22 protein-coding genes (1 of these 22 only partly in view) are annotated in these 25,041 nt (G+C 72.0%); 6 read left to right on the top strand and 16 right to left on the bottom strand.

What is annotated here, in order from left to right; genetic code table 11:
- The 3 genes from R2D22_RS10130 to thyX form a co-directional block, all read right to left on the bottom strand.
- Window positions 1-1,438: the 5' portion of a ribonuclease J gene (locus R2D22_RS10130; RefSeq protein ID WP_318102763.1), read on the bottom strand. It extends 248 nt beyond the left edge of the window; 1,438 of the gene's 1,686 nt are visible here — the first part of the coding sequence; it begins with the start codon at window positions 1,436-1,438; its stop codon lies off the left edge, out of view.
- A 119-nt stretch (window positions 1,439-1,557) separates the two neighbouring features.
- Window positions 1,558-2,457 carry a 4-hydroxy-tetrahydrodipicolinate synthase gene (gene dapA / locus R2D22_RS10135; protein WP_318102764.1) on the bottom strand — a complete coding sequence of 300 codons (900 nt, stop codon included), beginning with the start codon at window positions 2,455-2,457 and terminating at the stop codon, window positions 1,558-1,560.
- Between the two features lie 177 nt (window positions 2,458-2,634).
- Window positions 2,635-3,375, bottom strand: a complete 741-nt coding sequence (thyX, locus tag R2D22_RS10140; protein WP_318102765.1) for an FAD-dependent thymidylate synthase — start codon at window positions 3,373-3,375, stop codon at window positions 2,635-2,637.
- 203 nt (window positions 3,376-3,578) lie between these two features.
- Here thyX and R2D22_RS10145 point away from each other — a divergent pair, with 203 nt between their 5' ends.
- Together R2D22_RS10145 and R2D22_RS10150 are read left to right on the top strand one after the other, a co-directional pair.
- Entirely contained in the window at window positions 3,579-3,818 is a 240-nt protein-coding gene (locus tag R2D22_RS10145; RefSeq protein ID WP_318102766.1) for a hypothetical protein, read from the top strand.
- Window positions 3,819-3,872: 54 nt separating this feature from the next.
- On the top strand, window positions 3,873-4,421 hold the full coding sequence (locus tag R2D22_RS10150; protein WP_318102767.1) for a PH domain-containing protein: 549 nt from the start codon (window positions 3,873-3,875) through the stop codon (window positions 4,419-4,421).
- A gap of 25 nt (window positions 4,422-4,446) precedes the next feature.
- Here the strand turns inward: R2D22_RS10150 and R2D22_RS10155 are convergent, their stop codons facing one another.
- From R2D22_RS10155 to eccD, 6 genes are all read right to left on the bottom strand, one after another.
- Entirely contained in the window at window positions 4,447-4,893 is a 447-nt protein-coding gene (locus R2D22_RS10155) for a hypothetical protein (RefSeq protein WP_318102768.1), read from the bottom strand.
- A gap of 14 nt (window positions 4,894-4,907) precedes the next feature.
- A complete protein-coding gene (gene dapB / locus R2D22_RS10160) occupies window positions 4,908-5,660 on the bottom strand; it encodes a 4-hydroxy-tetrahydrodipicolinate reductase (protein WP_318102769.1) in 753 nt (250 codons plus the stop codon).
- 20 nt (window positions 5,661-5,680) lie between these two features.
- Window positions 5,681-7,060 (bottom strand): M16 family metallopeptidase, encoded by a 1,380-nt coding sequence (locus tag R2D22_RS10165; protein ID WP_318102770.1) that lies wholly within the window; start codon window positions 7,058-7,060, stop codon window positions 5,681-5,683.
- A complete protein-coding gene (locus tag R2D22_RS10170) occupies window positions 7,057-9,276 on the bottom strand; it encodes a polyribonucleotide nucleotidyltransferase (RefSeq protein ID WP_318102771.1) in 2,220 nt (739 codons plus the stop codon). The genes R2D22_RS10165 and R2D22_RS10170 overlap by 4 nt, the downstream gene beginning before the upstream one ends.
- A gap of 280 nt (window positions 9,277-9,556) precedes the next feature.
- On the bottom strand, window positions 9,557-9,847 hold the full coding sequence (gene rpsO, locus R2D22_RS10175; protein WP_015036567.1) for a 30S ribosomal protein S15: 291 nt from the start codon (window positions 9,845-9,847) through the stop codon (window positions 9,557-9,559).
- A gap of 246 nt (window positions 9,848-10,093) precedes the next feature.
- Window positions 10,094-11,620: a type VII secretion integral membrane protein EccD gene (gene eccD / locus R2D22_RS10180; protein ID WP_411976999.1), complete on the bottom strand. Its 1,527-nt coding sequence runs from the start codon at window positions 11,618-11,620 to the stop codon at window positions 10,094-10,096.
- Window positions 11,621-11,791: 171 nt separating this feature from the next.
- Between eccD and eccCa the strand changes: the two genes are divergently transcribed.
- Both eccCa and R2D22_RS10190 read left to right on the top strand, forming a co-directional pair.
- Window positions 11,792-15,865 (top strand): type VII secretion protein EccCa, encoded by a 4,074-nt coding sequence (gene eccCa, locus R2D22_RS10185; RefSeq protein ID WP_318102772.1) that lies wholly within the window; start codon window positions 11,792-11,794, stop codon window positions 15,863-15,865.
- 126 nt (window positions 15,866-15,991) lie between these two features.
- Window positions 15,992-16,225, top strand: coding sequence for a DUF397 domain-containing protein (locus tag R2D22_RS10190; protein WP_318102773.1), 234 nt, complete (start codon window positions 15,992-15,994; stop codon window positions 16,223-16,225).
- 78 nt (window positions 16,226-16,303) lie between these two features.
- Here R2D22_RS10190 and R2D22_RS10195 read toward each other — a convergent pair whose 3' ends face one another.
- From R2D22_RS10195 to eccB, 7 genes are all read right to left on the bottom strand, one after another.
- Window positions 16,304-16,612 carry a WXG100 family type VII secretion target gene (locus R2D22_RS10195; protein WP_318102774.1) on the bottom strand — a complete coding sequence of 103 codons (309 nt, stop codon included), beginning with the start codon at window positions 16,610-16,612 and terminating at the stop codon, window positions 16,304-16,306.
- A 19-nt stretch (window positions 16,613-16,631) separates the two neighbouring features.
- Window positions 16,632-16,988: a hypothetical protein gene (locus tag R2D22_RS10200; RefSeq protein WP_318102775.1), complete on the bottom strand. Its 357-nt coding sequence runs from the start codon at window positions 16,986-16,988 to the stop codon at window positions 16,632-16,634.
- Window positions 16,985-18,058 carry a S8 family serine peptidase gene (locus R2D22_RS10205; protein WP_318109676.1) on the bottom strand — a complete coding sequence of 358 codons (1,074 nt, stop codon included), beginning with the start codon at window positions 18,056-18,058 and terminating at the stop codon, window positions 16,985-16,987. Before R2D22_RS10205 ends, R2D22_RS10200 begins: the two co-directional genes overlap by 4 nt.
- 114 nt (window positions 18,059-18,172) lie before the next feature.
- Window positions 18,173-19,369, bottom strand: coding sequence for a hypothetical protein (locus R2D22_RS10210; protein WP_318102776.1), 1,197 nt, complete (start codon window positions 19,367-19,369; stop codon window positions 18,173-18,175).
- Between the two features lie 19 nt (window positions 19,370-19,388).
- Complete coding sequence (locus R2D22_RS10215) at window positions 19,389-19,769, bottom strand: hypothetical protein (protein WP_318102777.1); 381 nt, start codon at window positions 19,767-19,769, stop codon at window positions 19,389-19,391.
- Window positions 19,770-19,845: 76 nt separating this feature from the next.
- The gene (gene mycP / locus R2D22_RS10220; RefSeq protein ID WP_411977000.1) at window positions 19,846-21,027 is read right to left on the bottom strand and encodes a type VII secretion-associated serine protease mycosin; all 1,182 of its coding nucleotides are present in this window, start codon (window positions 21,025-21,027) and stop codon (window positions 19,846-19,848) included.
- Window positions 21,028-21,029: 2 nt separating this feature from the next.
- Window positions 21,030-22,538, bottom strand: coding sequence for a type VII secretion protein EccB (eccB, locus tag R2D22_RS10225; RefSeq protein ID WP_318102779.1), 1,509 nt, complete (start codon window positions 22,536-22,538; stop codon window positions 21,030-21,032).
- 215 nt (window positions 22,539-22,753) lie between these two features.
- On the opposite strand from eccB, the gene eccE reads away from it, so the two are divergent.
- Together eccE and R2D22_RS10235 are read left to right on the top strand one after the other, a co-directional pair.
- Window positions 22,754-24,121 (top strand): type VII secretion protein EccE, encoded by a 1,368-nt coding sequence (gene eccE / locus R2D22_RS10230; protein ID WP_318102780.1) that lies wholly within the window; start codon window positions 22,754-22,756, stop codon window positions 24,119-24,121.
- Complete coding sequence (locus tag R2D22_RS10235) at window positions 24,121-24,858, top strand: hypothetical protein (protein WP_318102781.1); 738 nt, start codon at window positions 24,121-24,123, stop codon at window positions 24,856-24,858. The genes eccE and R2D22_RS10235 overlap by 1 nt, the downstream gene beginning before the upstream one ends.
- Window positions 24,859-25,041: the final 183 nt, after the last annotated feature.

The raw sequence follows: 25,041 nt of genomic DNA on the forward strand, positions 1-25,041 counted from the left end.
CGAAGGCCGAGATGATGCCCTCCTCACCGAGGATGCGGCGGTCCTTCAGGGAGGACTCGGTGACGTCGCCGACCGAGAGGCCGTCGACGTACACGTAACCGGCCTGGACCTTGCCGACGATGCGGGCCTTGCCGTCGACCAGGTCGACGACCACGCCGTCCTCGGCAATGACGATGTGGTCCTTGGGGATCCCCGTCAGCGCGCCGAGCTCGGCGTTGGCACGCAGGTGGCGCCATTCGCCGTGGACCGGCATGAGGTTCTTCGGGCGGCAGATGTTGTAGAAGTACAGCAGCTCGCCGGCCGAGGCGTGGCCCGAGACGTGCACCTTGGCGTTGCCCTTGTGGACCACGTTGGCGCCCCAGCGGCTCAGGCCGTTGATCACGCGGTAGACCGCGTTCTCGTTGCCCGGGATCAGGGACGACGCCAGGATCACCGTGTCACCGGGGACGATCCGGATCTGGTGGTCGCGGTTGGCCATGCGGGACAGGGCCGCCATGGGCTCGCCCTGGGAGCCCGTGCAGACGAGCACGACCTCGTCGTCCGGCAGGTCGTCGAGCGTCTTGACGTCGACGACGAGGCCGGCGGGGACCCGCAGGTAGCCCAGGTCACGGGCGATGCCCATGTTGCGGACCATCGACCGGCCGACGAAGGCGACCCTGCGGCCGTACTCGTGGGCGGCGTCGAGGATCTGCTGGATGCGGTGCACGTGGCTGGCGAAGCTGGCCACGATGATCCGCTTCTGGGCGTTCGCGAAGACCGTGCGCAGGACGTTCGAGATGTCCTTCTCCGGCGGGACGAAACCCGGCACCTCGGCGTTCGTCGAGTCCGAGAGGAGGAGGTCGATGCCTTCCTCGCTCAGCCGCGCGAACGCGTGCAGGTCCGTGAGGCGGCCGTCCAGCGGGAGCTGGTCCATCTTGAAGTCGCCGGTGGCGACGGCCGTGCCCGCGGGGGTGCGGATGGCGACCGCCAGGGCGTCCGGGATGGAGTGGTTGACCGCGATGAACTCGCAGTCGAACGGTCCGAGCTGCTCGCGCTGCCCCTCGGCCACCTCGAGGGTGTAGGGGCGGATGCGGTGCTCCTGGAGCTTGGCCTCGATGAGGGCCAGGGTCAGCTTGGAACCGATCAGCGGGATGTCCGGCTTGAGCCGGAGCAGGTACGGGACGCCGCCGATGTGGTCCTCGTGGCCGTGCGTGAGGACGATGCCCTCGACGTCGTCCAGGCGGTCCCGGAGGGTGGTGAAGTCCGGCAGGATCAGGTCGACGCCGGGCTGCTCCTCTTCGGGGAAGAGGACGCCGCAGTCGACGATCAGGATGCGGCCGTCGAATTCGAAGACCGTCATGTTCCGGCCGATCTCGCCGAGCCCGCCGAGCGGCGTGACGCGCAGACCGTTCTTGGGAAGCTTCGGCGGGGCGCCGAGTTCAGGATGCGGATGACTCAAAAGACTCTCCTCACCACACGCGCCACGTACCGCTCGGGCACGTGGCGCGCGTGACATTCGTGCACTTGCTGTTGTCTGTCGTGATCCGAAGATCGTCTATTCAGTTGTGAAGTCTGTTGTCAGAGCTGTACCCCGCCGGCGGCGAGATCGATCTTCAGCTGGGCGGTCTCCTCGGGAGACAGCTCGACGAGCGGCAGGCGCAGGGGGCCCGCCGGGAGGCCCTGGAGGGCGAGGGCGGCCTTCGTGGTCATGACGCCCTGGGTGCGGAACATGCCCGTGTACACCGGAAGCAGCTTCTGGTGGATCTCGGTGGCCTTCTGGACGTCGCCGTTCAGGTGGGCGTCGAGCAGGGCGCGCAGTTCCGGACTGACCAGGTGGCCGACGACCGAGACGAAGCCGACCGCGCCCACGGAGAGCAGCGGCAGGTTGAGCATGTCGTCGCCGGAGTACCAGGCGAGTCCGCTGCGGGCGATGGCCCAGCTGGCGCGGCCGAGGTCGCCCTTGGCGTCCTTGTTGGCCACGATCCGCGGGTGCTCGGCGAGCCGGACGAGCGTCTCGGTGTCGATCGGGACGCCGCTGCGGCCGGGGATGTCGTAGAGCATCACGGGCAGCTCGGTGGCGTCGGCGATGGCCGAGAAGTGCCGGTACAGGCCCTCCTGCGGGGGCTTGTTGTAGTACGGCGTGACGGCGAGCAGGCCGTGCGCGCCGTCACGCTCGGCCGTGCGGGCCAGCTCGATGCTGTGGTGCGTGTCGTTGGTACCGATGCCGGCGACGACGTGGGCACGGTCGCCGACGGCCTCCAGGACAGCGCGTACCAGCTGCGATTTCTCCGCGTCGGTGGTGGTCGGGGACTCGCCGGTGGTGCCGTTGACGACGAGACCGTCGTTGCCGGCGTCGACCAGATGGGTGGCGAGTCGCTGGGCACCGTCGAGGTCGAGTGCGCCGTCAGCCGTGAACGGCGTGACCATGGCGGTGAGGACCCGCCCGAAGGGGGTCTGCGGAGTGGAGATCGGAGCCATGGGTAACACGCTACTCGCTGCTCAGCGCCCGGTGTCCCCTCGGGGGACGTGTGAAGGGGAGCCCGGCACTGCCTGCTCGGGGGTTCAAGCAGTGCCGGGTCCGTTTGATCAGCCTAGATGAACTTCGTGAAACGTCGCAATCCGGACACTTCGCGTGACAGGTCGCACATCTGTGCCTTACGGGGCCACACGGCCGTTCTTGTTGAAGGCGGCGTACGTGAGCGGCATGAGCTCGGCCCAGTGCTGCTCCATCTTCTCGCCGACCATCTCGATCTCCCGCTGCGGGAAGGACGGCACCTTGGCCAGTTCGTGCTGGGTGCGCAGGCCGAGGAAGTGCATCAGCGAGCGCGCGTTGCAGGTGGCGTACATCGACGAGAACAGGCCGACCGGGAGGACCGAGCGGGCCACCTCGCGGGCGACGCCGGCCGCCAGCATCTCCTGGTACGCCTCGTAGGCCCGGACGTACGAGTCCTCCATGACGCGGCCGGTCAGCTCCTGCTGCGCCTGGGTGCCCTCGACGAAGACGTACTTGCCCGGACGGCCCTCCTGGACCAGCTTGCGCTCCGCGTCGGGCACGTAGAAGACCGGCTCCAGCTCCCTGTAGCGGCCCGATTCCTCGTTGTAGGACCAGCCCACGCGGTGTCGCATGAACTCGCGGAACACGAAGATCGGAGCGCTGATGAAGAACGTCATCGAGTTGTGCTCGAAGGGGCTGCCGTGGCGGTCCCGCATCAGGTAGTTGATCAGCCCCTTGGACCGCTCCGGGTCCTTGCTCAGCTCGTCCAGGGACTGCTCGCCGGCCGTGGAGACCCGGGCCGCCCACAGCACGTCGGAGTCGGCGGCGCTGTGCTTCACGAGCTCGACGGTCACATCGCTGCGGAAGCTGGGCTTGAGATCTTCGGCGGGGGTGTCGGTCACCGGCGGGTCCTTCCAGATTGCTTCGCTCGGGGCGGCGCCCACTCTACGGGGAGCCGCTGACACTCATGTCCGGTGAGCCGTCCTCGGCCAGGCGGCAAACTTTCTTCGGCCAATTCGGCAAAATGGGGCACCGCACCGCGCTTCCGCCCGTCTGTACCGGTAACAGCGCGTTCCCATGCGTCTTTCGAGGAGAGTGGTCCCAGATGTTCAGCCGGCGTGAGGCCGTCCCGTTCGCTTTCGTGGCAGAGGCGGACAGCTTCCGCAGTAACGTCACTCCGCCGCCCCGGGAGCGCCTCAACGCCTCGCAGCTCGTGGGTCGTACGCTCATCGGGCTGACCGTCGTGGCCGGTCTCGTCGGCTCGTTGCTCTTCGGCATGCCGGCCCTGGAGACCAGCCACTCCCCCGCCCGTCAGGCACAGTCCGAGGCTTCCGAGGACCGCTGAGGTAGCCTCACCGGTCACAGCCCCAACGAGCGTGCGTGTGAGTGAGGACCTGTCGTGCCCCTGCCCTTCCTGACGGCCGACCGCGCTTTCGATACCGACGACGACGTCGCGCTGCCCTTCGACGACCACGACACCTGGCGTCGGCCCTACCGGCCCGGCCCCTGGCGCGTCGGTGCCGCGGCGGTCGCGCTGCTGCTGGCGTCGTTCGTGCTCCTCGCGGCGATGATCATCGCCTTCGCGGGGGCACTGCCCGGCGCGGGCGTCTGCCTCGGAATGGCCGCGCTGATCATCGCCGGCGCGCTGCGCATGCTGCGGATGGGCACGTGGGTGAGCCGCGACGGGCTGCGCCAGGTGCGGCTGCTCTCGACCACCACGCTGCCCTGGCACAAGGTGGCCGGGCTGCGCACCGTGCAGCAGCCGGTGCGCTGGCTGGGACTGCCCCGCACGGTGCAGGGCCAGGCGCTCGTTCTCGTACGACAGGACGGTGAGCAGCTCCCGCTGCTCACCGACCACAGTGCCGACTTCCTCGCCCGCACGGAGGCGTTCGACCGTGCGGCCGACACGGTCGAGGCGTGGAACGCGGAGTACGCGCAAACGCGCTAGCGCTCCGCCGGACGGGCGGCGCCCCTTACGCCGTGCCGCCCCCGTGCAAGGTGATCGCGCGTTGCATCGCCTTGCGGGCCCTCGGGGTGTCGCGGGCGTCGTGGTAGGCGACCGCGAGGCGGAACCAGCAGCGCCAGTCGTCCGGGGTGTCCTCGGTCTCGGCCTTGCGGCGCGCGAACACCTCGTCGGCGGAGTCCCGGTCGATCCGGCCGCCCGGCGTACGGGTCAGCTCGTCGGCCGGCAGGCCGCCCTCGGCCTCCAGCTCCGCCGCCAGCCGGTTCGCGCGCCGCGCGAACCGGGTGTTCTGGTACAGGAACCAGCCGCCGACGCCGGGCAGCAGGAACGCGACCGCGCCCATGCCCATCGCCGCCGGCTCGCCCGTCAGCAGGAGCAGTACGCCCTCCATCGCCACCACGCCGAAGACGAGCACCAGCACGGTGGCGAGGAAGAAGTACGTGATCTTTCCGCCCATGGCCTTCTGCCGCCTCAGCCCAGGTCCAGGAAGTGTTCCAGGCCGAAGGTGAGGCCCGGAGTCGTGACCACACGGCGCGCGCCGAGCAGGATGCCCGGCATGAAGCTGCTGTGGTGCAGCGAGTCGTGACGGATCGTCAGCGTCTCGCCCTCGCCGCCGAGCAGCACCTCCTGGTGGGCCAGCAGGCCCCGGAGGCGTACCGCGTGCACCGGGACGCCGTCGACGTCCGCGCCGCGCGCGCCGTCCAGGGCGGTCGCGGTGGCGTCCGGCTGGGCGCCCAGGCCGGCCTCGGCACGGGCCGCGGCGATCAGCTGGGCGGTGCGGGTGGCGGTGCCGGAGGGGGCGTCCACCTTGTTCGGGTGGTGCAGCTCGACGACCTCGACGGACTCGAAGTACGGGGCCGCGATCTGCGCGAACTTCATGGTCAGGACCGCGCCGATGGAGAAGTTCGGAGCGATCAGGACGCCGGTCTCCGGGGAGGCGGCGAGCCAGGAGTTCAGCTGCGCGAGGCGCTCCTCGGTCCAGCCGGTGGTGCCGACGACCGCGTGGATGCCGTGGCCCACGCAGAAGTCGAGGTTCTCCATCACGGAGGCCGGGGTGGTCAGTTCGACGACGACCTGGGCACCCGTCTCCGTGAGGGTCTCCAGCTTGTCGCCCCGGCCCAGGGCCGCGACCAGTTCCATGTCCTCGGCGGCCTCGACGGCCCGTACCGCCTCCGAGCCGATACGGCCCTTGGCTCCGAGTACCGCCACGCGCAGCTTGCTCATCGCTCCGACTCTCTTCGTTCCTACGAGACCGATTCGTGCAGGCGTGCCGCCTGCTTGTCCTTCAGCGGGCCTATGACCGCCAGCGAGGGACGCTGTCCCAGGATGTCGGCCGCCACCGCCTTCACGTCGTCCGGGGTCACGGCGGCTATCCGGGCGAGCATGTCGTCCACGGACATCTGGGTGCCCCAGCACAGCTCACTCTTGCCGATGCGGTTCATCAGCGCGCCGGTGTCCTCCAGGCCGAGGACCGTGGAGCCGGAGAGCTGGCCGATCGCCCGGGTGATCTCCTCGTCCGTCAGGCCCTCGTGGGCGACCTTGTCGAGTTCCTCCCGGCAGATCCCGAGCACGTCGTGGATCTGGTTGGGGCGGCAGCCCGCGTACACGCCGAACAGGCCGCAGTCGGCGAAGCCGGAGGTGTACGAGTACACGCTGTACGCCAGTCCGCGCTTCTCCCGGACCTCCTGGAAGAGGCGGGAGGACATACCGCCGCCGAGGGCGGTGTTCAGCACGCCGAGCGCCCAGCGGCGCTCGTCGGTGCGGGCCAGGCCCGGCATGCCGAGGACGACGTGCGCCTGCTCGGTGCGGCGGCTCAGGTGCTCGACGCGGCCCGCCGTGCGCAGGGTGCGGTGTCCGTCGCGCGGGGCGACCGGCACCGCGTCCGTACGGGTCAGGGCGCCGGCCTTCTCGAAGGCGCGGCGGACCTGACGGACGACCGTGGCGTGGTCGACGTTGCCGGCGGCGGCGACCACCAGGTGGGTCGGGTCGTAGTGCTTCTTGTAGAAGCGGGCGATCCGGCCGCGGTCGAGGGCCTCGATGGTGTCGACGGTGCCCAGGACGGGGCGGCCCAGCGGGGTGTCGCCGAACATCGTCTTCGCGAAAAGGTCGTGGACCACGTCGCCCGGGTCGTCCTCGGTCATCGCGATCTCCTCGAGGATGACGCCGCGCTCGGCGTCCACGTCCTCCTGGAGGATCAGCGAGCCGGTGAGCATGTCGCAGACGATGTCGATCGCCAGCGGCAGGTCGGTGTCGAGGACCCGCGCGTAGTAGCAGGTGTACTCCTTCGCCGTGAAGGCGTTCATCTCGCCGCCGACCGCGTCGATCGCGGAGGAGATGTCCAGGGCGGACCGCTTCGCGGTGCCCTTGAAGAGGAGGTGCTCCAGGTAGTGCGTGGCGCCGTTCAGGGCCGGCGTCTCGTCGCGCGAGCCGACGTGCGCCCAGATGCCGAAGGTGGCGGAGCGTACGGACGGCAGGGTCTCGGTGACGATCCGGAGGCCGCCGGGCAGGGTGGTGCGGCGGACGGTGCCGATGCCGTCCCTGCCCTTGAGGAGTGTTTGGGTACGGGCGACGGCCCGCCCCTCCGAAGAGGGGCGGGCCGTCGTCACGGAACTACGGGACGTCACTTGTCGGTGTCGTCCTTGTCGCCCTCGGCGCCGTCCTCGTCCGCGATGACGGGGATCAGGGACAGCTTGCCGCGCTGGTCGATCTCGGCGATCTCGACCTGGACCTTGGAGCCGACCGCGAGCACGTCCTCGACGTTCTCCACGCGCTTGCCACCGGCGAGCTTGCGGATCTGCGAGATGTGCAGCAGGCCGTCCTTGCCCGGGAGCAGGGAGACGAACGCACCGAAGGTCGTGGTCTTGACGACCGTGCCCAGGTAGCGCTCGCCGACCTCCGGCATGGTCGGGTTGGCGATGCCGTTGATCGTGGCGCGGGCGGCCTCGGCGGCCGGGCCGTCGGCGGCACCGATGTAGATGGTGCCGTCGTCCTCGATCGTGATCTCGGCGCCGGTGTCCTCCTGGATCTGGTTGATCATCTTGCCCTTGGGGCCGATGACCTCACCGATCTTGTCCACGGGGATCTTGACGGTGATGATCCGCGGGGCGTTCGGGGACATCTCGTCCGGCGTGTCGATCGCTTCCATCATCACGTCGAGGATGTGGAGGCGGGCGTCGCGGGCCTGCTTGAGGGCCGCGGCCAGGACGGAGGCCGGGATGCCGTCCAGCTTGGTGTCGAGCTGGAGGGCGGTCACGAACTCCTTGGTGCCGGCGACCTTGAAGTCCATGTCGCCGAAGGCGTCCTCCGCACCGAGGATGTCGGTGAGGGCGACGTAGTGCGTCTGGCCTTCGATCTCCTGGGAGATCAGACCCATGGCGATACCGGCGACGGGGGCCTTGAGCGGCACACCGGCGTTCAGCAGCGACATGGTGGAGGCGCAGACCGAGCCCATGGACGTCGAGCCGTTGGAGCCGAGAGCCTCGGACACCTGGCGGATCGCGTAGGGGAACTCCTCGCGGGTCGGCAGGACCGGCACGATGGCGCGCTCGGCGAGCGCGCCGTGGCCGATCTCGCGGCGCTTGGGCGAGCCCACGCGGCCGGTCTCACCGACGGAGTACGGCGGGAAGTTGTAGTTGTGCATGTAGCGCTTGCGGGTCACCGGGGAGAGGGTGTCCAGCTGCTGCTCCATGCGGAGCATGTTGAGGGTGGTGACGCCCAGGATCTGGGTCTCGCCACGCTCGAACAGGGCGGAGCCGTGCACGCGCGGGATGGCCTCGACCTCGGCGGCGAGGGTACGGATGTCCGTGATCCCGCGGCCGTCGATGCGGACCTTGTCCTTGATGACGCGCTCGCGGACCAGGGCCTTGGTCAGGCTCCGGTAGGCGGCGCCGATCTCCTTCTCGCGGCCCTCGAAGGCCGGGAGGAGCTTCTCGGCGGCGATCTCCTTGACGCGGTCCAGCTCGGCCTCGCGCTCCTGCTTGCCGGCGATGGTCAGCGCCTGGGAGAGCTCGCCCTTGACGGCGGCCTCGAGGGCCTCGTACACGTCGTCCTGGTAGTCCAGGAAGACCGGGAACTCGCCCTCGGGCTTGGCGGCCTTGGCGGCGAGGTCCGACTGGGCCTTGCAGAGGACCTTGATGAACGGCTTGGCGGCCTCGAGGCCGGCCGCGACGACGTCCTCGGTCGGCGCCTCGGCGCCGCCCTTGACGAGCTCGATGGTCTTCTCGGTGGCCTCGGCCTCGACCATCATGATCGCGACGTCGCCGTCCTCCAGGACGCGACCGGCGACGACCATGTCGAAGACGGCGTCCTCGAGCTCGGTGTGCGTCGGGAACGCGACCCACTGGCCCTTGATCAGGGCGACACGGGTGCCGCCGATCGGGCCGGAGAAGGGCAGGCCGGCCAGCTGCGTGGAGCAGGAGGCGGCGTTGATCGCGATCACGTCGTAGAGGTGATCGGGGTTGAGCGCCATGATCGTCTCGACGATCTGGATCTCGTTGCGCAGGCCCTTCTTGAAGGAGGGGCGCAGCGGCCGGTCGATCAGGCGGCAGGTGAGGATCGCGTCCTCGGAGGGGCGGCCCTCACGGCGGAAGAAGGAGCCGGGGATCTTGCCGGCCGCGTACATCCGCTCCTCGACGTCGACCGTCAGGGGGAAGAAGTCGAGCTGGTCCTTGGGCTTCTTCGAGGCGGTGGTGGCCGACAGCACCATGGTGTCGTCGTCCAGGTACGCCACGGCGGAGCCGGCGGCCTGCTTGGCCAGGCGGCCCGTCTCGAAGCGGATGGTGCGGGTGCCGAAGGTGCCGTTGTCGATCACGGCCTCGGCGTAGTGGGTCTCGTTCTCCACTAGCGGTTTCTCCTACGTTTCGTCTCTGCGTCTTTTCGTCCACGGGCCCGTGTGGCCCGGAACGGTGCGGGAGAAGCGCTCTTGGTGGCGGGCCGGTCTTCGATCGAAGCACCCGGGGATGAGGGTCCGGGGGCCACTACCGAGGACCGGCGTCGTGCCGGCTGCTTCTCGCGCGGGGATGTGGCGTTGTGTGACCAGACTAATTGCCGGTCGGCACTTTGCGCACGTACAGCAAAGGGAGCGGCCCCCTAAAAGTGGGAACCGCTCCCTTCACGGCGACTTACTTCGCGCCGCCGGCCGCACCGCGACGGATGCCGAGGCGGTCGACCAGCGTACGGAAGCGCTGGATGTCCTTCTTGGCCAGGTACTGCAGCAGGCGGCGGCGCTGGCCGACCAGGATCAGCAGACCACGGCGGGAGTGGTGGTCGTGCTTGTGCTGCTTGAGGTGCTCGGTCAGGTCCGAGATGCGACGGGACAGCATCGCGACCTGGACCTCGGGGGAGCCGGTGTCGCCCTCCTTGGTGCCGAACTCGGCCATGATCTGCTTCTTGACAGCGGCGTCGAGAGCCACGCGGATCTCCTCTTGGTGTTCGATGCGCCCACGAGTGCCCCTGGTCTGGGTCTCAGGGGAAGCTTCCGTGACTCGGAGGCGAAGGCACGATGAGCGCTGCTCCCCGATCCCTCCGAGAGCGTGAGCCCTTCGAGGGGTTTTCCGGGAGCGCGTACACAAACGGCCGTCACACAGCGTACCAGCCCATGGGCGGCGAGCGGCCCGCGGGGCCTGGCCGGGACCGGTGGCAGAAGCCGGGGGATCCACTCAGGAGGTGAGGGAGCGGGCGGATTCGTAGAGGTCGAGGGTGGCCAGGGTGAGGGGGACGAGGGTGAGGAGGGTGGTGCTCTCGGTGAGGTCGGTGAGGCGGGCCCAGAGGGGGGAGACGCCCCTGGCGGGGACGATCAGGGCGATCGCGGTGATCAGGGCGGCGCCGGCGGCGACGGCGGCGCTCAGCCAGATCGTGCGGATCTCCGGCTGGTGCGCGGGCAGGTCAAGGGCCAGGCCGAGGATCAGCAGGGCGAGGGCGCCGAGGCCGGCCGCGAGGACGCAGGCGACCTGCGCGGTGTAGCGGAAGAGGCGGGCGCGCAGCAGCAGCGCCAGGCCGGCGGCGAGGGTGAGGAGGCGGGGCCAGACCGCGTCCGGGCCGCCGGTGAGGCTGAGGACCGCCGCCGAGCCGGTGACCGTGGCGGCGCAGCCGCCGACGAGGCCGAGCAGCAGTTCGTGGCCGCGGCGGGCCCGGGCGGCGATGCGCTCGGCGTCCACGGGGGCGCCGTGCGGGTGGGTGGGCGCGCCGGGGTCTCCGTACGGGGGTGTGGCGGCGCGGGGGGACGTGTAGCCGATGGGGAGGCGGGCGAAGCGGGTGGAGAGGGCCGGGAGGAAGGCGACGAGGCCGATCGCGGCCGGGGCGCAGACCGCCGCCGCCGCGGTGGCGGCGGCGCCGGTGAGGATCACGGCGAAGGAGGCCAGGGTGCCGGTCGCGGCGAGCAGGACGGCCGCGACGAAGGGGGCGTCCCCGCCCGGCAGCAGCGCCACCAGGACGACGGACGCGACGAGGACGGTCACGCAGCCCAGCAGGAACTGCAGCCGGCCGGGTCCCTCCCCCGCGTGCGGCGCGACGATCCCCGACCCGGCGATCATCAGCAGCGGCAGCGCGCCGAGCCCGACGGCGACGGCGGAGCCGCGGTCCTCGTAGACCCGGGCGCGGACGGCGGCGACGGCGGTCAGGAGCACGCCGAGGACGCCCGCGACGATGCCCGGCAGGCCGTGCATGTCGTGGCGGACCGGCTCGGCGTACCAGAGGACGAGGCCGAGCAGCGCCAGCATCAGCACGCCCGCCCCCAGCCCTGCGGCGCGCAGCAGCTCGCCGTTCCACAGCCGGCGGTCGCGGGTGACGGCGGACGCGACGGCGTCGGCGACGTCGTCGAAGACGGCGGGCGGCAGGGACTGCGCGAAGGGACGGAGCGTGAGCAGCTCGCCGTCGAGGACCCGCTGCTCGGCGAGGGTGCGCGCGCCGTCGAGGACGGTGCCGTCGAGCCGGAACAGGTGGTAGCCGGTCGGGGTGCCCGGGGGCTGGGGGCGGCCGGTGAGGCGGAGGATCTCCGGGTACACGTCGGCGGCGGCGACGTCCTGCGGGAGCGCGACGTCGATGCGGCAGTCCGGTGCCACCACGGTGACGCGGCTGAAGCCGGTCGCGGCGGCCGGGCTCCCCGTCGGCGCGGTCCAGTTCCCGGGCGGCGCGGTCGAGCCCCCGGACGGCGCGGTCGAGTTCCCCGTCGGCGTGGTCCTACTCACGTCTCTGGCCCCCTGGTTCGCGCTGATTCGCGGTCGCGCACGCTGCGCGCGTCACCCTACCGGCCCCTTGCGCGCGGCCCGGCCAGTAGGATCACCGTCTCGCGCGGTGCGGTGATGTCCGCACACCAGGCACGGGGGACGCACAGGGATGCACGAGGGATTGATGCTCCGGTGAGCCAGATCGTCGTCAAACGCCCGCCGAGGGCTCTGCCGCCCGAAATCCCCGGCGGGGAGCTGGTCCTGGAGTCGCCGCCGGAACTCCCGCGCGGCGAACGCGAATCGTTGCTGATGCAGCTGCTGCCGATGCTCGGCATGGGCTCGTCGGCGGTCTTCTTCTTCCTGCCGGGCGCCCATCCGTTCATGCGGATCATGGGCGTACTGATGGTCGCGTCGACGCTCGCGATGGCGGTCGCACAGGTCGTGCGGCACCGCAACGGCGCGAGCGGCGGACCGCTCGCCGAGGCACGGCGGGACTACCTCGCGTACCTGGCGCGGATCCGCAGGACGGTACGTCTCACCGCACAGCGGCAGCGCGACGCCCAGTTGTATCTGCACCCCGCGCCCGACCACCTGTGGGCGGTGGTCGCCGAGGGCTCACGGCTCTGGGAACGGCGCGTGGGCGACGCGGACTTCGGGCAGGTACGGATCGGTCTGGGCGCGCAACGGCTCGCGACGCCGCTGGTCGCCCCGGACACCGCGCCGGTGGACGACCTGGAGCCGCTGTGCGCGGGCGCGATGCGCCAGTTCCTCGCGGTGCACGGCGCGTTGGACGGACTGCCGGTGGCGGTCGCGCTGCGCTCCTTCTCACGGCTGTCCGTCACGGGCGAGCCGGAGTCGGCGCGGGCGGCGGCGCGGGCGCTGGTGTGCCAGCTGGTGACGCTGCACTCCCCCGACGACCTGGTGATCGCGGTGGTGGCGGCGCGCGGCGCGGCAGCACGCTGGGACTGGGTCAAGTGGCTGCCGCACGCGCAGGCGCCGGACCGCCTCGACGGGGCGGGCACGCGGCGGCTGTTCGGCGACGACCTCGCGGAGGTGGAGGAGGTGCTGCGGTCCGTCGGCCGGCTCGACGGGCGCCCCCGGTTCGGCCGGGACGCGCAGCCGGTCCTCGACCGCCCGCATGTGGTGGTCGTGCTCGACGGGGCGGTCGTTCCGCAGGAGTCACTCTTCGCGGCCCCGGAGGGGCTGCAGGGCGTGACCGTGGTGACCCTGGGCGGGATCGGCGAGCCGGCGGCGCGGGGCGCCGGGGCGGCCTCGCCGCTCGGTGGCGCGGCCTCGTGGCTCGGCGGGCACGCGGTGGAGACCCGCCCCGGCGGGCTCGCGGTGGAGGTGTGGCCGGGCCGGCTGCGCCTCGACTCCGGTGCCGGAGTCGCGTACGAGGGCGTGCCGGACGGGATCACGCTGCCCGCCGCCGAGGCGCTGGCCCGCCGACTGGCCCCGCTGCGCACCGGCGGCGGGGACGACGACGAACCCCTCCTCGCCGACCTCGACTTCACGGAACTCCTGGGCCTCGGCGACGCGGCGGGCGCCGACGTGGCGGCCCGGTCCCGGCGGCCGCGACCGGCGGCGGAGCGGCTGCGGGTGCCGATCGGCGTCGGCGAGAACGGGCAGCCGGTGATGCTGGACCTGAAGGAGTCGGCGCAGGACGGCATGGGCCCGCACGGCCTGTGCGTCGGCGCGACCGGCTCGGGCAAGTCGGAGCTGCTGCGCACTCTGGTGCTCGGGCTCGCCGTGACACACCCGTCCGAGACCCTGAACTTCGTCCTCGCGGACTTCAAGGGCGGTGCGACCTTCGCGGGCATGGCCCGGCTGCCGCACGTCGCCGCCGTCATCACCAACCTCGCCGACGACCTGACGCTGGTCGACCGGATGGGCGACGCGATCCGCGGCGAACTCCAGCGGCGGCAGGAACTGCTGCGCGCGGCGGGCAACTACGCCAACATCCACGACTACGAACGCGCCCGGGCGGCGGGCGCCGCGCTGGAACCGCTGGCCTCGCTGGTGCTCGTGATCGACGAGTTCTCAGAACTGCTCAGCGCCAAGCCCGAGTTCATCGACATGTTCATCCAGATCGGCCGGATCGGACGCTCGCTGGGCGTCCACCTGTTGCTGGCCTCCCAGCGCGTGGAGGAGGGCCGGCTGCGCGGCCTGGACACGTACCTGTCGTACCGGATCGGACTGCGGACCTTCTCGACGGCGGAGTCGCGCACGGCGCTCGGCGTCCCCGACGCGTACCACCTGCCGTCGGTGCCGGGGTCGGGCTACCTGAAGTTCGGCACGGACGAGATGGTGCGGTTCAAGGCGGCGTACGTGTCGGGGCCGTACGGGGCGGGTTCGCGGAGCGGCGGGGGTACGGTCCCGGAGGGCGCGGGAGCGGTCGCGCCGGCGCTGTTCACGGCGGGGCCGGTGACGGTGCCGGTCACGGGGCCGGTCACGTACGGGGACCCGAGCGCGAGCGCGTATCTCGGATCCGCGGGAGCACCGGACGACGTGGACGACGCGTTCGCGGACACCGTCCTCGACGTGCTCGTCCGCGGCCTGGAGGGGCAGGGCGTACCGGCGCATCAGGTCTGGTTGCCGCCGCTCGACCGCGCGCCGACGCTGGACCAGATGCTGCCGGGCATCGCGCGGACGGAGGACCGTGGCCTGACGGCGACGCGGTACACCCGTCCGGGCGGACTGACCGTGCCGCTCGGGCTGATCGACAAGCCCTTCGAGCAGCGCCGCGAGGTGCTGTACCGGGACTTCTCCGGGGCGGCCGGCCACATGCTGGTGGTCGGCGGCCCGCAGTCCGGCAAGTCGACGCTGATGCGCACGCTGGTCACGTCGTTCGCGCTCACCCACACTCCGCGTGAAGTGCAGTTCTACGCACTGGACTTCGGCGGTGGCGGGCTGGCGGCGCTCGCGGACCTGCCGCACGTCGGTGGGGTGGCGTCCCGGCTCGACCCGGAGCGGGTACGGCGGACGATCGCCGAGGTGGTGGGCGTCCTGAACCGGCGCGAGGAGTGCTTCCGCGCCCACGGGATCGACTCGATGGCCACGTACCGGCGGCAGCGTGCCGACGGCACCTCGCTGCCCGACGACTCCTTCGGCGACGTGTTCCTGATCGTCGACGGCTGGGGCGGGTTCAGGAACGAGTACGAGGGCCTGGAGCAGGTCGTCGCCGACCTGGCGGCGCGGGGGCTCGGGTACGGCGTCCACGTCGTGCTCACGGCCGCGCGCTACATGGAGGTCCGGGCGGGGATCAAGGACCAGCTGCTGAACCGGCTGGAACTGCGGCTCGGCGACGCGATGGACTCGGAGTTCGACCGCAGGGTGGCGGAGAACGTCCCGGCGGGAGTGCCGGGGCGGGGCCAGGTGCCGGAGAAGCTCCACTTCATGGCGGCGGTGCCGCGGACGGCGGGCGATCAGGACGAGGTCGGTCCGGCGGAGGCGGCGGCCGCGCTGGTGGCGGCCGTACGGGACGGCTGGTCCGGGCCGGGCGCGCCGGTCGTACGGCTGCTCCCGCACCGGCTGCCCGCCGACCGACTCCCGAAGGGCTTCGAGTTCCCGGGCCGGGGCATCGCGATCGGCATCGACGAGGCCGCCCTGGAGCCGGTGTTCGTCGACTTCGACGCCGACCCATTCCTCCTGGTCCTCGGGGACGGCGAGTCGGGGCGTACGAACCTGCTGCGGCTGATCGCGCAGCGCATCACCGAGCGGTACACCCCCGAGGAGGCGGTGATCGTCCTCGGGGACTACCGGCGCACCCTGCTCGGCGAGGTGCCGGAGAGCCACCTGCTGGAGTACGCGCCGACCGCGGACGCGATGCGGACGCACATGGAGGCCCTGGCGGGGGTCTTCGAGCGCCGCCGTCCTCCGGCGGACGTCACCCCGCAACAACTGCGGGACCGGAGCTGGTGGACCGGCCCGCAGGTGTTCGTCCTCGTCGACGACTACGACCTGGTGGCGACGAGCGCGGGCGGTCCGCCGGCCGGGCTCGCCGAGTACCTGCCGTTCGCGCGCGACGCGGGCGTCCGCTTCGTCGTCGCGCGCGGCACGGCGGGCGCGTCGCGCGCGCTGTACGAGCCGTTCCTGCAGCGGATGACGGAACTCGGCGCGCAGGGCGTGCTGTTGTCCGGCGACCCGTCGGAGGGCGAGCTGCTGGGCGGCGTACGGTCGCGTCCGATGCCGCCGGGCCGGGGGTTCTTCGTGCCGCGGCGGGGTGGGGCGTCGCTGGTGCAGACGGGCTGGGTCCCGGTGCGTTGAAGCGGGATCCTAGAGGTCGGGACCCTCTCAGGGGTGAGTTCCGGGCGACCTCGGCCCACGAGGTCGCCCGCTGCGGATAATCGACGCAGAGCACGGCAACGCCACGCACAAAGGAGACTGCGCCGGATGGGCACCCAGCAGGAGAAGGACGAGCTGTACGCACTGGACATCAGCGGCGTGGAGTGGCACGGGGCGCCGGGCACGAGCCCGGACGAGGAGCGTGTGGAGATCGCGTACCTGCCGGGCGGGGCGGTCGCGATGCGGTCCTCGCTGGACCCGGAGACGGTCCTGCGGTACACGGAGGCGGAGTGGACGGCGTTCGTGCTCGGCGCGAAGGACGGGGAGTTCGACCTTCGGTAGGGGGTCGAGGGTAGGGGGAGAGCTTGGAGGGGGAGGGGCCCGGGTGGGCCCCTCCCCCTCTTCCTTCTCGGCCTTCCCTCAGAACGCCTCGGTGAAGAGGCGCGACGCCTTCACGTCCGTGGAGCGGTAACTGTCCTTGCCCTGCTCGACGATCCGGGCCACCGACTCCAGCCGGGACTTCATGTCCTCCGCGCGCTTCTTGTACCTGCGTTGCAGCAGCTCGTACTCGCGGTGGGCCTCGCCGTCCCAGGTGCCGGTGACGACCCTGAGGGCGGTGTCCATCTCCTCGATGTCCTGGACGATGTTCCGCGAGACGGCGCGGATGCGGTCGGCCATCACCTGGACGCTGGCGTACTGGACCTTGGTGTTCTGATCGATGCCGGACATGCGTGCGCGCTCCTCGGGGTCAGATGCTGTTCAGGGCGGAGTGGGGTGCGGGGCCCGTCGGGGCGCCGGTGTTGGCGGAGGCGAAGGCGCGGCGGACGTCTTCGTCGTTCGCGTTGCTGAGGTTCTTCGTCTCACCGACGGCGTGGAGGAGTACGCCGAGGAGCCGGCGGATCATGTCGTGGTCCTCGTTCAGCCGCGTCTGCGCCTGCTTGAACCCGGCGGCCCCGACACCGGTCCAGCCGGCCCCGCAGGTCTCCAGGATGTCGGCGAGCTCCCGGGCCTGACGGGTCACGGCCTGACCGGTCTCCATGATCTTGTTCTTCGCCTGGACGACGGGATCGTCGGCGAGTCCGAACCCGCCGGTGGGGGTGGTCATGTGGTGCTCCTGGGGGTCGGGGGGTGGGCGCGGCGCCGTCGGAGGACGGCGAGAGTGGTGAGGGCGGCGAGGAGGAGGGCGGTGGCGACGACGATGGCGGGCATGCGCCAGGTCGTTCGGGGCGGGGCCGGAGCGGGCTCCGGGGCGGGCTCCGGGGCGCCGGCGGTTCGCTGTGGTGCCGGGGACGGGGCGGTCGCCTGGGCGGCGGCGAGCAGGGGGTGGACGTCGGGGTCGCCCGGGTCACCCTTGCCCTCCAGGAGGACCTGGGCGGGGCGGACGGAGCCGTACCCGATGTACCTGCTCGGCACGGGCCCGTCGTGCCCGGCGGTCTGCAGCATGACGCGCAGCACCTGATTGCCGGTCCAGTCCGGGTGAGCGGACCAGATCAGCGCGGCGGAGGCGGACGCGATGGCGGTGGCGTGACTCGTCCCGTCGAACGCGCAGTACTTCGTCTTGTCGGCGGAACACCGCCCGGGCATGTCGACGCCGGGGGCGGCGAGGGCGAGGTGGTCGCCGTGGTTGGAGAAGGAGGCGTGCGTGCCGTCGGGCTCGAGCGCGCCGACGGCGACGACGCCGGGGATGGCGGCGGGGTACTGAGGATCACCGGTGCCGTCGTTGCCGGCACCGGCGAAGATGAGGGCGCCGCGTTGTAGGGCGTAGTTGACGGCGGCGCGCCATTGGGGGCGGTCGGTAGTGCGGGCGGGGCCGCCCATGGAGATGTTGATGATTCGGGCCCCGTGGTCGACGGCGTATCGGATACCTATGGCGGTGGGTCTGACGGTGCCGAAGCCGTGCTTGTCACCCACCTTCACCGGCAGGATTGTCGCGCCGGGGGAAATTCCGTTGACCCCCTTCTCGGCTCCGCTACCAGCGATGGCCAAGGACATGTTGGTGCCGTGGCGCTCAGTGTCTCCGTCGCCTGTACGGCCTGGCCCTTGCCCGTCATAGACGTTGCGGCCGGGGAGGACCTTGCCGCGCAGCTCAGGCACCGTCGAGTCCACTCCGGTGTCGAGAACGGCAATCGTGATACCCCGTCCTGTGGAAACGCTCCAGAGCTCGTCCGACTGCATCGCGCCGAGGTACCACTGCCTCGTACCCACGCCATCGGCCTGCACCACAGGTGCTGGAACGATCAGCGCCGCAGCTGCGAGCAACCAACCGAGACAACGCTTCAAGGTGGGCTCCTAGTCGATGACTGGCGGCATTACGTTGCGCTGACCCGAAGTCCATGTCTCCTCGTCCTCTGAGAGATATGCCGGTCGACCAGTGGACGACCGACGCTCCACCAGATTCGGCGGGGCCATCGCTGCCGGTACAAACCCCGGACCACCAACGGGGTTCGCGGCTCGCCCGGAACTACCGAGCCTTCCGGCCTGGTTTGGCAGCTCACGGCGGACCGCGGACTCGGGGCCCCCAGGCTGAGGAACAACACTGCGCCCTCGGGGGACCGGCTCAGGACCGATGACCAAGCCTGGGAAGGAACGCGGTCGGGTCGCGCTTACACCCGCAGCGCCAGATGCCGAGCTGCCACTGGCGATTCCAGGCCGCAGTCCGCTACGAGGTTCCGGAGATGACCTGCCAGGAACCTGCGTCGTCAGCGGAGAAGTCACCCAACGGTCCTCTTCGAGGACTGATGGCGAATGTGCGGTGGGCTGCGCGACAAGGTGCGTGGACTCCCGTCCCTGCGCTCCAGACACGCTGTCCAGCGTCATCTTTGCCTGATCCGGACGACTGCCCACCGGCAGGTGATCCGCTGGCAGCCGCAAAGAAGCGTCACCGGGGCCCAGCGGGCCCCGGGACGGCGCCGCCGGTGGCACCGGTAGCGCCGCTGCGGATAGAGCTGGTGCGTCACGGCCCGCCGTGGCGTATGGACGTTCCATGTCGTCAAAGCCACTGTTGTCAATCGGCCGGAACCTGGGTTCCTTCGCCGCGTCCAACCGCTCCTTCGCCACCTCGTAGTACGAAGACAACCGCTCCATCTGGTGGATGGCCTCCTGGAGCTTCGGGCCCGTTTCCGCGGCTACCCTCGCGGCTTCCTTCGTCGGGTCCTCGAAGCACGTGCCGGTCGGTTTCGGGAGGGCGGTCTTCGCTTCTCTGAGGGCCTGGCCGGCTCGGGTCAGTTCCGTCGCGGCGGTGTTCGTGTAGTCGCCCAGGCGGAGCGTCTGGGCGACCATGTCCGCGCCCCAGACGCGGAACGCGTCCCCCGCCGCGCCGTCCCACTGCACGCGGCCGATGTAGTGGCGGAGATCCTTCGCGATCTTCTGGAGCTCGGGGACCGCCTTCGCCAGCGCCTCGCCCCTGGCGGTGAGTTCACCCGGACGAGCGAAGGCGATCATCGCGTACAACGCGTCCAGCGGCTTTCCGTCGAATTGTTCGGGCATCCGGAACCGCGCCTCCTTGCTAGCTGAAGCCGCCGGTGGCGACTGTCGACGTGGCCGTCGACGGCGCGGCCGGCTCGCCGATCGCGTACTGTGCCCTCGCCCTGCGCTGGAGCTCCGCGAAGCGGCGTTTCAGGTCCTCGTCGACATCGGCGTAGCCCCGGTCCGCGAGGTGGATCGCGATGCCCATGGACTCGATCGTGTCGCCGAACGTGCGGGACAGGGCCTCCAGGCGCGCGCGGATCCGGGCGTACGACGCGTGGAGTTCCGTCGCTGCCGCGAAGCCCTCGCCGTACGCGTCCGCGCCGACCCGGCTGTCGGCGAGGTGGCGGTGGGCCGCCGGGGAGCGGTCCAGGTCACTGAGCAGCTGTTCGACGCGCGTTCGGAAGCTCTGGAGCGTCACGGCTCCGACGTCCAACCGGTTCCCCACAGTGGTCCCCCTCGTCACACCTGCGAATCAGGCGGCCACTGTAGCCAGTTCAGCGCATGCGTCCGCCGCACCGCAGTCGCCGGCCGTCGCGGAGGACCGTGCAGGTTCCGGCGACGAGGGCGACCAGCAGCCCGCCCGCCGCGACCGCGTAGGTGGCCACCCTCGCGTCGCGGTCCCGTCGGGTCTCCGACGCCGACAGCGGGGCCGGGTCGGGGCGCGCAGACCCGGGTGCGGTGCGCCGTGCCTCCCCCTCCGTACCCTCCAGCGCCCGCACCGGGTCCGCGACGCCCCAGCCCAGTTCGTCGTCCCGGCCGTCCGTCGCCCGGACCGCAGTCCGCCGGATGCGGTCGACGACCTCCGACGCCTTCCACGTCGGGTACTTGGCGCGCAGCAGCGCCGCGATCCCGGTGACGTACGGGGCGGAGAAGCTCGTACCGCTGTCGACGCACTGGCCGCCGCCGGGGACCGTGGAGACGACGTCGACGCCCGGAGCCGCGACGCCCACGAAGCCGCCGGACTGGGAGAACGGGGCACGTTCGTCGTTGCGGTCGGACGCGGCGACGGCGAGGACGCCGGGGAACGCGGCGGGGTAGGTGTTCTTGCGCCGGCCGTCCTTGCCGTCGTTGCCCGCCGAGGCGACCACGACGACGTCCGCGGCGATCGCCCGCGCCACCGCCCGGCCCAGCGGGGAGTCCGGGGTCAGCGGCCGGGAGGTGTCCTGCGAGATGTTGACGACGCGCGCGTCCGCGGCGACGGCGTGGTCGATCGCCTCGGCCATCGCGTCGGTCGCGCCGCTGGTCCTGCCGTCGGTCTGCCGGATCGGGATGATCACGGCCTCGGGGGCGAGCCCGACGAACCCGGTGCCCGCGCGGGGCCGGGCGGCGATGATGCCGGCGACCTTGGTGCCGTGGCCGGCCTCGTCCACCGTGCCGTCCGTCGTACCGACGAAGTCCCGGCCGGCCGCCGCGTCCACCGCGTCACTCAGTTGCGGGTTGGCGTCGTCGACGCCCGAGTCGATGACCGCGACCCGTACCCCCGCGCCCTTCGTGTCCTGCCACAGCTCGTCGAGCAGGATGCGCTGGAGCGGCCAGGGGGTCCCCTCCGTCTGCTTCCCCGGGAATCGGCACTCGCCGTTGCCGGCGAGCGTGGTCGGCACGTTCTGCGTGCCGTGGCCGGTGAGGAGGAGGGTGAGGAGACACGTGACCGCCGCTTCGCGCGACGCCCCGCCCATCGTCATGATCCCTGCGGACGGCGTGCGCCGTCCGTGTCCAGGCGCGGGCCCTTGGAGAGGAAGTCGGACCAGGCGGCCGGGACGAGTGCCGGGGTGACGTCTCCGTATCCGAGGCGGATCCGGGCCTCGGAGCGGATCTCCCCCGCCTGCCCCTCGCCGTTCGTCCGTACCGCGTACCTCAGTCCCGTGTCCGTCACCAGGAAGAGGGAACCGTCGGAGCCCGTACCGCCGCTCCGTACCTGGGTGTAGAGCAGGCCGCTGCCGGGGGTGACGTACGTCCCGGGTCCGCCCGCCGCGATCTCGGCCGGGTACTCCGTGCCGGCCCAGGTGGACAGCGTCGTACGGCCCTTGCCGTCGACAGCGCGCAGGACGCTGCAGACGGTGTCGCGGGCGCCTTCGCCGTCCGTGCCGTTGACCTGGCGGACCCTTCCGACGGGCCAGCGGTGCTCGGTTCCGAAGGCCGTGGTGTCGGGCGGGAAGTCGGCGGAGCCGACCTCGGTGGGCCGGCCGTCCATGTCGAGCGCCTGGGTCTGCGGGGAGTGGACCAGCAGCCAGGCGGTGAAGTCGCTGACCGGCTGGACCTTTCCGGGCAGGACGACGTAGTGCTGCGGGCCGGCGCCGGTGCCCGCCCTGAGGACCATGCCGACGCGGTCCTCCGTCTCACTGAGGCCGCCGCCGATGCCGGCGGGCGCGCCGACCCGGCCGGGCAGGACCGGGAAGTCGACCGGGCTGCCGGTGTGCAGGGTGGCGAGCCAGTCGTCGGTGACGGACTGCGGCTCCCGGTTCACGCCGACGAGCACGGTGGCGAGGTGCGCGGACTCGGCGGGTGCGCCGCGCACCTGGTACTTCGTTCCGGTGGCATCGACGAGGTAACGCAGCGCGCCCTTCTGGCCCTTGACGTACAGGACCTCGCCGGCGGCCAGCTTCCGTCCCCGTCCCTCGGTGCGCGGGAAGTCCCGCTCGGCGAGGACGAACGCGGCCTTCTGCACGCTCGCCGTCGCGCTGCCGCCGGGCTGGGCGCACACGGCCCAGCGCTTGGCGCGGCCCGCCTCGTCCTCGGTGGGCAGCCGGTCGGGGGCGTACGGGATGCCGAGGATGGGGCCGCGCGGCGGGCGGCCCGCGTCGAGCACCTCGTCGTCGACCTGGACGACGTCGAAGGCGCTCGGGTCGAGCAGCAGCCGGGCGGACGCGAGGTTGAGGACGGGGTGGAGGAGGGTCCTGCGGTCCTTGCCCTCGCCCGTGGTGAGGACGACGTACCGGGTGGTGGACTGCTTGCCGACGACGACTCTCGTGCCGGGGGTGTCCCAGCCCTTCGGGGCCTTCGGCTGGAGCATGCCCCACGCGCCGAACCCGGCGAGCAGCAGCGCGCCGGCGACGATGCTCGGCACGACGGCGCGCAGTGGTGCGGGCGCGCCGTCGTCCGTGCCCGAGGGGGACGGGCGGAGGAACGCCGCCACGGTGCGCCTCTTCGCGAAGGTGTACGCGCCGAGTTCGTCCCGCCGTGCTGCCATTGGGCCCCCGATCCCCCGTCGTTGCCGGGCCGCGCCCGGTCCGGCGCCAGGTCCGGGGGCGCCCTGCTCCCCGTGCCGTCCGCGCGGACCGCGCCTGGCGCGGCCGGGCCCCTACTATGCCCTCTGACCGGCGGGGTGTGCGGGGCGGGTACGGTGACCAGGCCGCCAAAGCCCTGACGGGCAGCGGTGATCGGGACGAAATCGGGGGGTTCGGCATGGCTTCCGTGGCGCAGGCGCGGTCTGCCGGGGGCACGGTTCCGCTCGCGGCGGCGCCCTCCGGGGCGCTCGGCGGTGCGGCTGCCGCGCCTTCGGCGGACCCTGTTCGTGGCTCCGTCGCGTTGCGTCCCGCAGTGCGTGCCGGGCACGGTGGATCGTTCCGATTGCAACAGCTCGTCCTGATCGAGGTGGCCGCGGCGTTGCTGCTCGCGGCCTGGGCGGTGGAGCCTCTGCTGGTCGTCCCCGCGGCGGTGTTCGCCGGGGTGCTCGTGCTGCTCGCGGTGGCGCGCAGGCGGCGGCGCGCGCTGCCGGAGTGGCTGGCGACGGTCCTCGCGCTGCGGGCCCGGACCCGGCGGGCGGCGACGGCGGCCGTTCCCGCGGGCACCGATCCGGGGCTCGCGCCGGTCGTGGAGTGCGATCCGGCGCTGCGGACGTACGCGTTCGGGGAGCACACGGGCGACTGTGCGCGCGACCGGCGGCCGGTGGGGCTGATCGGCGACGGCACGTTCCTGACCGCGGTCGTACGGGTCGAGTCGGAAGGTACGGCGCTGCGGCCGAACCCGGCGGCGTACGCGCTGCCGGTCGGTCCGGTGCTGGAGGCCCTGGCCGCGGACGGGATCCGGCTGGAGTCGGCGCAGATCGTGCAGCACACGCAGCCGGCTCCGGCGCCGCATCTGCCGGACCGGTCGCCGGCCGCCCGCAACTACGCGTCGCTGCACGCCCGGACGGGGGCGCCGGCGGTACGGATCACCTGGATCGCGCTGAAGCTCGACCCGGAGCTGTGCCCGGAGGCTGTCGCCGCGCGCGGCGGCGGGCTGCTGGGGGCGCAGCGCTGCGTGGTGCGTGCGGCCGACCGTCTGGCGAGCCGGCTGGCCGGGGCGCAGGCCGGGTTGCGGGCGACGGTGCTGAGCGAGCGGGAGTTGACCGCGGCGCTCGCGACCTCGACCGGTGCCGATCCACGTGCGCTGGCGCAGCCGGTGCAGGGGCGGGCGCGGGCCCCGCGAACCCGCGAGACGGCGCGGACCTGGCGGTGCGACGACAGTCTGCACACCACGTACTGGGTGGGCCGCTGGCCGCAGTTGGGCGGCGGACGGGACGCGGCGGCGATGCCGCGCCTGGTCGCGCTGCTCACCTCGCTGCCCGCGACGGCGACGACGTTCAGCCTGACGCTGAGCGGCGCCGACGACCGCCGGGAGGCGACGGTGACCGGGCACGTACGGGTCACCGGACGGAGCGACGCGCAGTTGGTCACGGTCCGGCGCGAACTGGAGCGCGCGGCACGCGGGGTACGGGTCGGACTCGTACGGCTGGACCGCGAGCAGGTCCCCGGGGTGCTGGCGACGCTGCCGCTGGGCGGTGCGCGCTGATGGCTCGCTGGGCGCGCAGTGCCGGATTCGCGGGACTCTTCGGGCGCGGGCTGGTCGGGCCGCGGCACGGTCGGCATGCCGTGCCGGTGGACGGATGGGACGCGCTGGCGCTGCCGTTGGGCGACGACGGGGTGGTCGTCGGGGTCGACCCGGGCGGCGAGCCGGCGGTCCTGGGCCTCAACCGGCCGTCCCCGTACGACATCACGCTCGTCGGCGGCCTGTGGACGGCCCAGGTCCTCGCGCTGCGCGCGATCGGAGCCGGGACGCGGGTGGCCGTGGAGACGGGCCGCGCGGCGGCCTGGGCGCCGTTGACGCGGGCCGTCGCGGACGACGACGGGCCGCCGTGGGTGACCGTGCACGACGTGGGCCGGGTTCCGCCGCTGGGCGCGTCGGCGGGCGGTCCGGTGGTCGTGGTGCGGGACTGCGGGACGCGGCCGCCGCGCGGCAGGGTCGCGCCCGCGCCCTGGCAGTCGGTACTGACGCTGCTTCCTCATGTGAGCCCCGTCGCACCGAGGTTGATGGAGAAGTCCGCCCTGGTCGGGGTGCAACGGGTGTCTCCGGACGAAGCGGAACAGATCGGCCGGATCATGGGCCTTCCGCACACGGAGACGGAAACGTTGTCGACGCTCGCGGACGGCGTGACGCTGTGGTGCACGCCACGCGACCGGCAGCTGGTGAAGACGCAGGCCACGGACGCGGAGTCCGGACTCCTGGGCGCCGCACGGCGGATGGACTGAGGCCCACCGGGCCGTCCACCGGCCTCGGGGACTCCCCCGAGCTCACTCTGCGGAGCAGTGAGGTCACTTGGGAGCGACGGACAGGTCACGGTCGTGTCCGGGACAGGCCCTGACGGACCGGCCGCCCTGCCCTACTGACACCGTTGACGATTAGGGTGGAGGGTGCGGGAGCCGGGCGGACCG

This window comes from Streptomyces sp. HUAS YS2 (genome assembly GCF_033343995.1).
Classification (GTDB): Bacteria; Actinomycetota; Actinomycetes; order Streptomycetales; family Streptomycetaceae; genus Streptomyces; species Streptomyces solicathayae.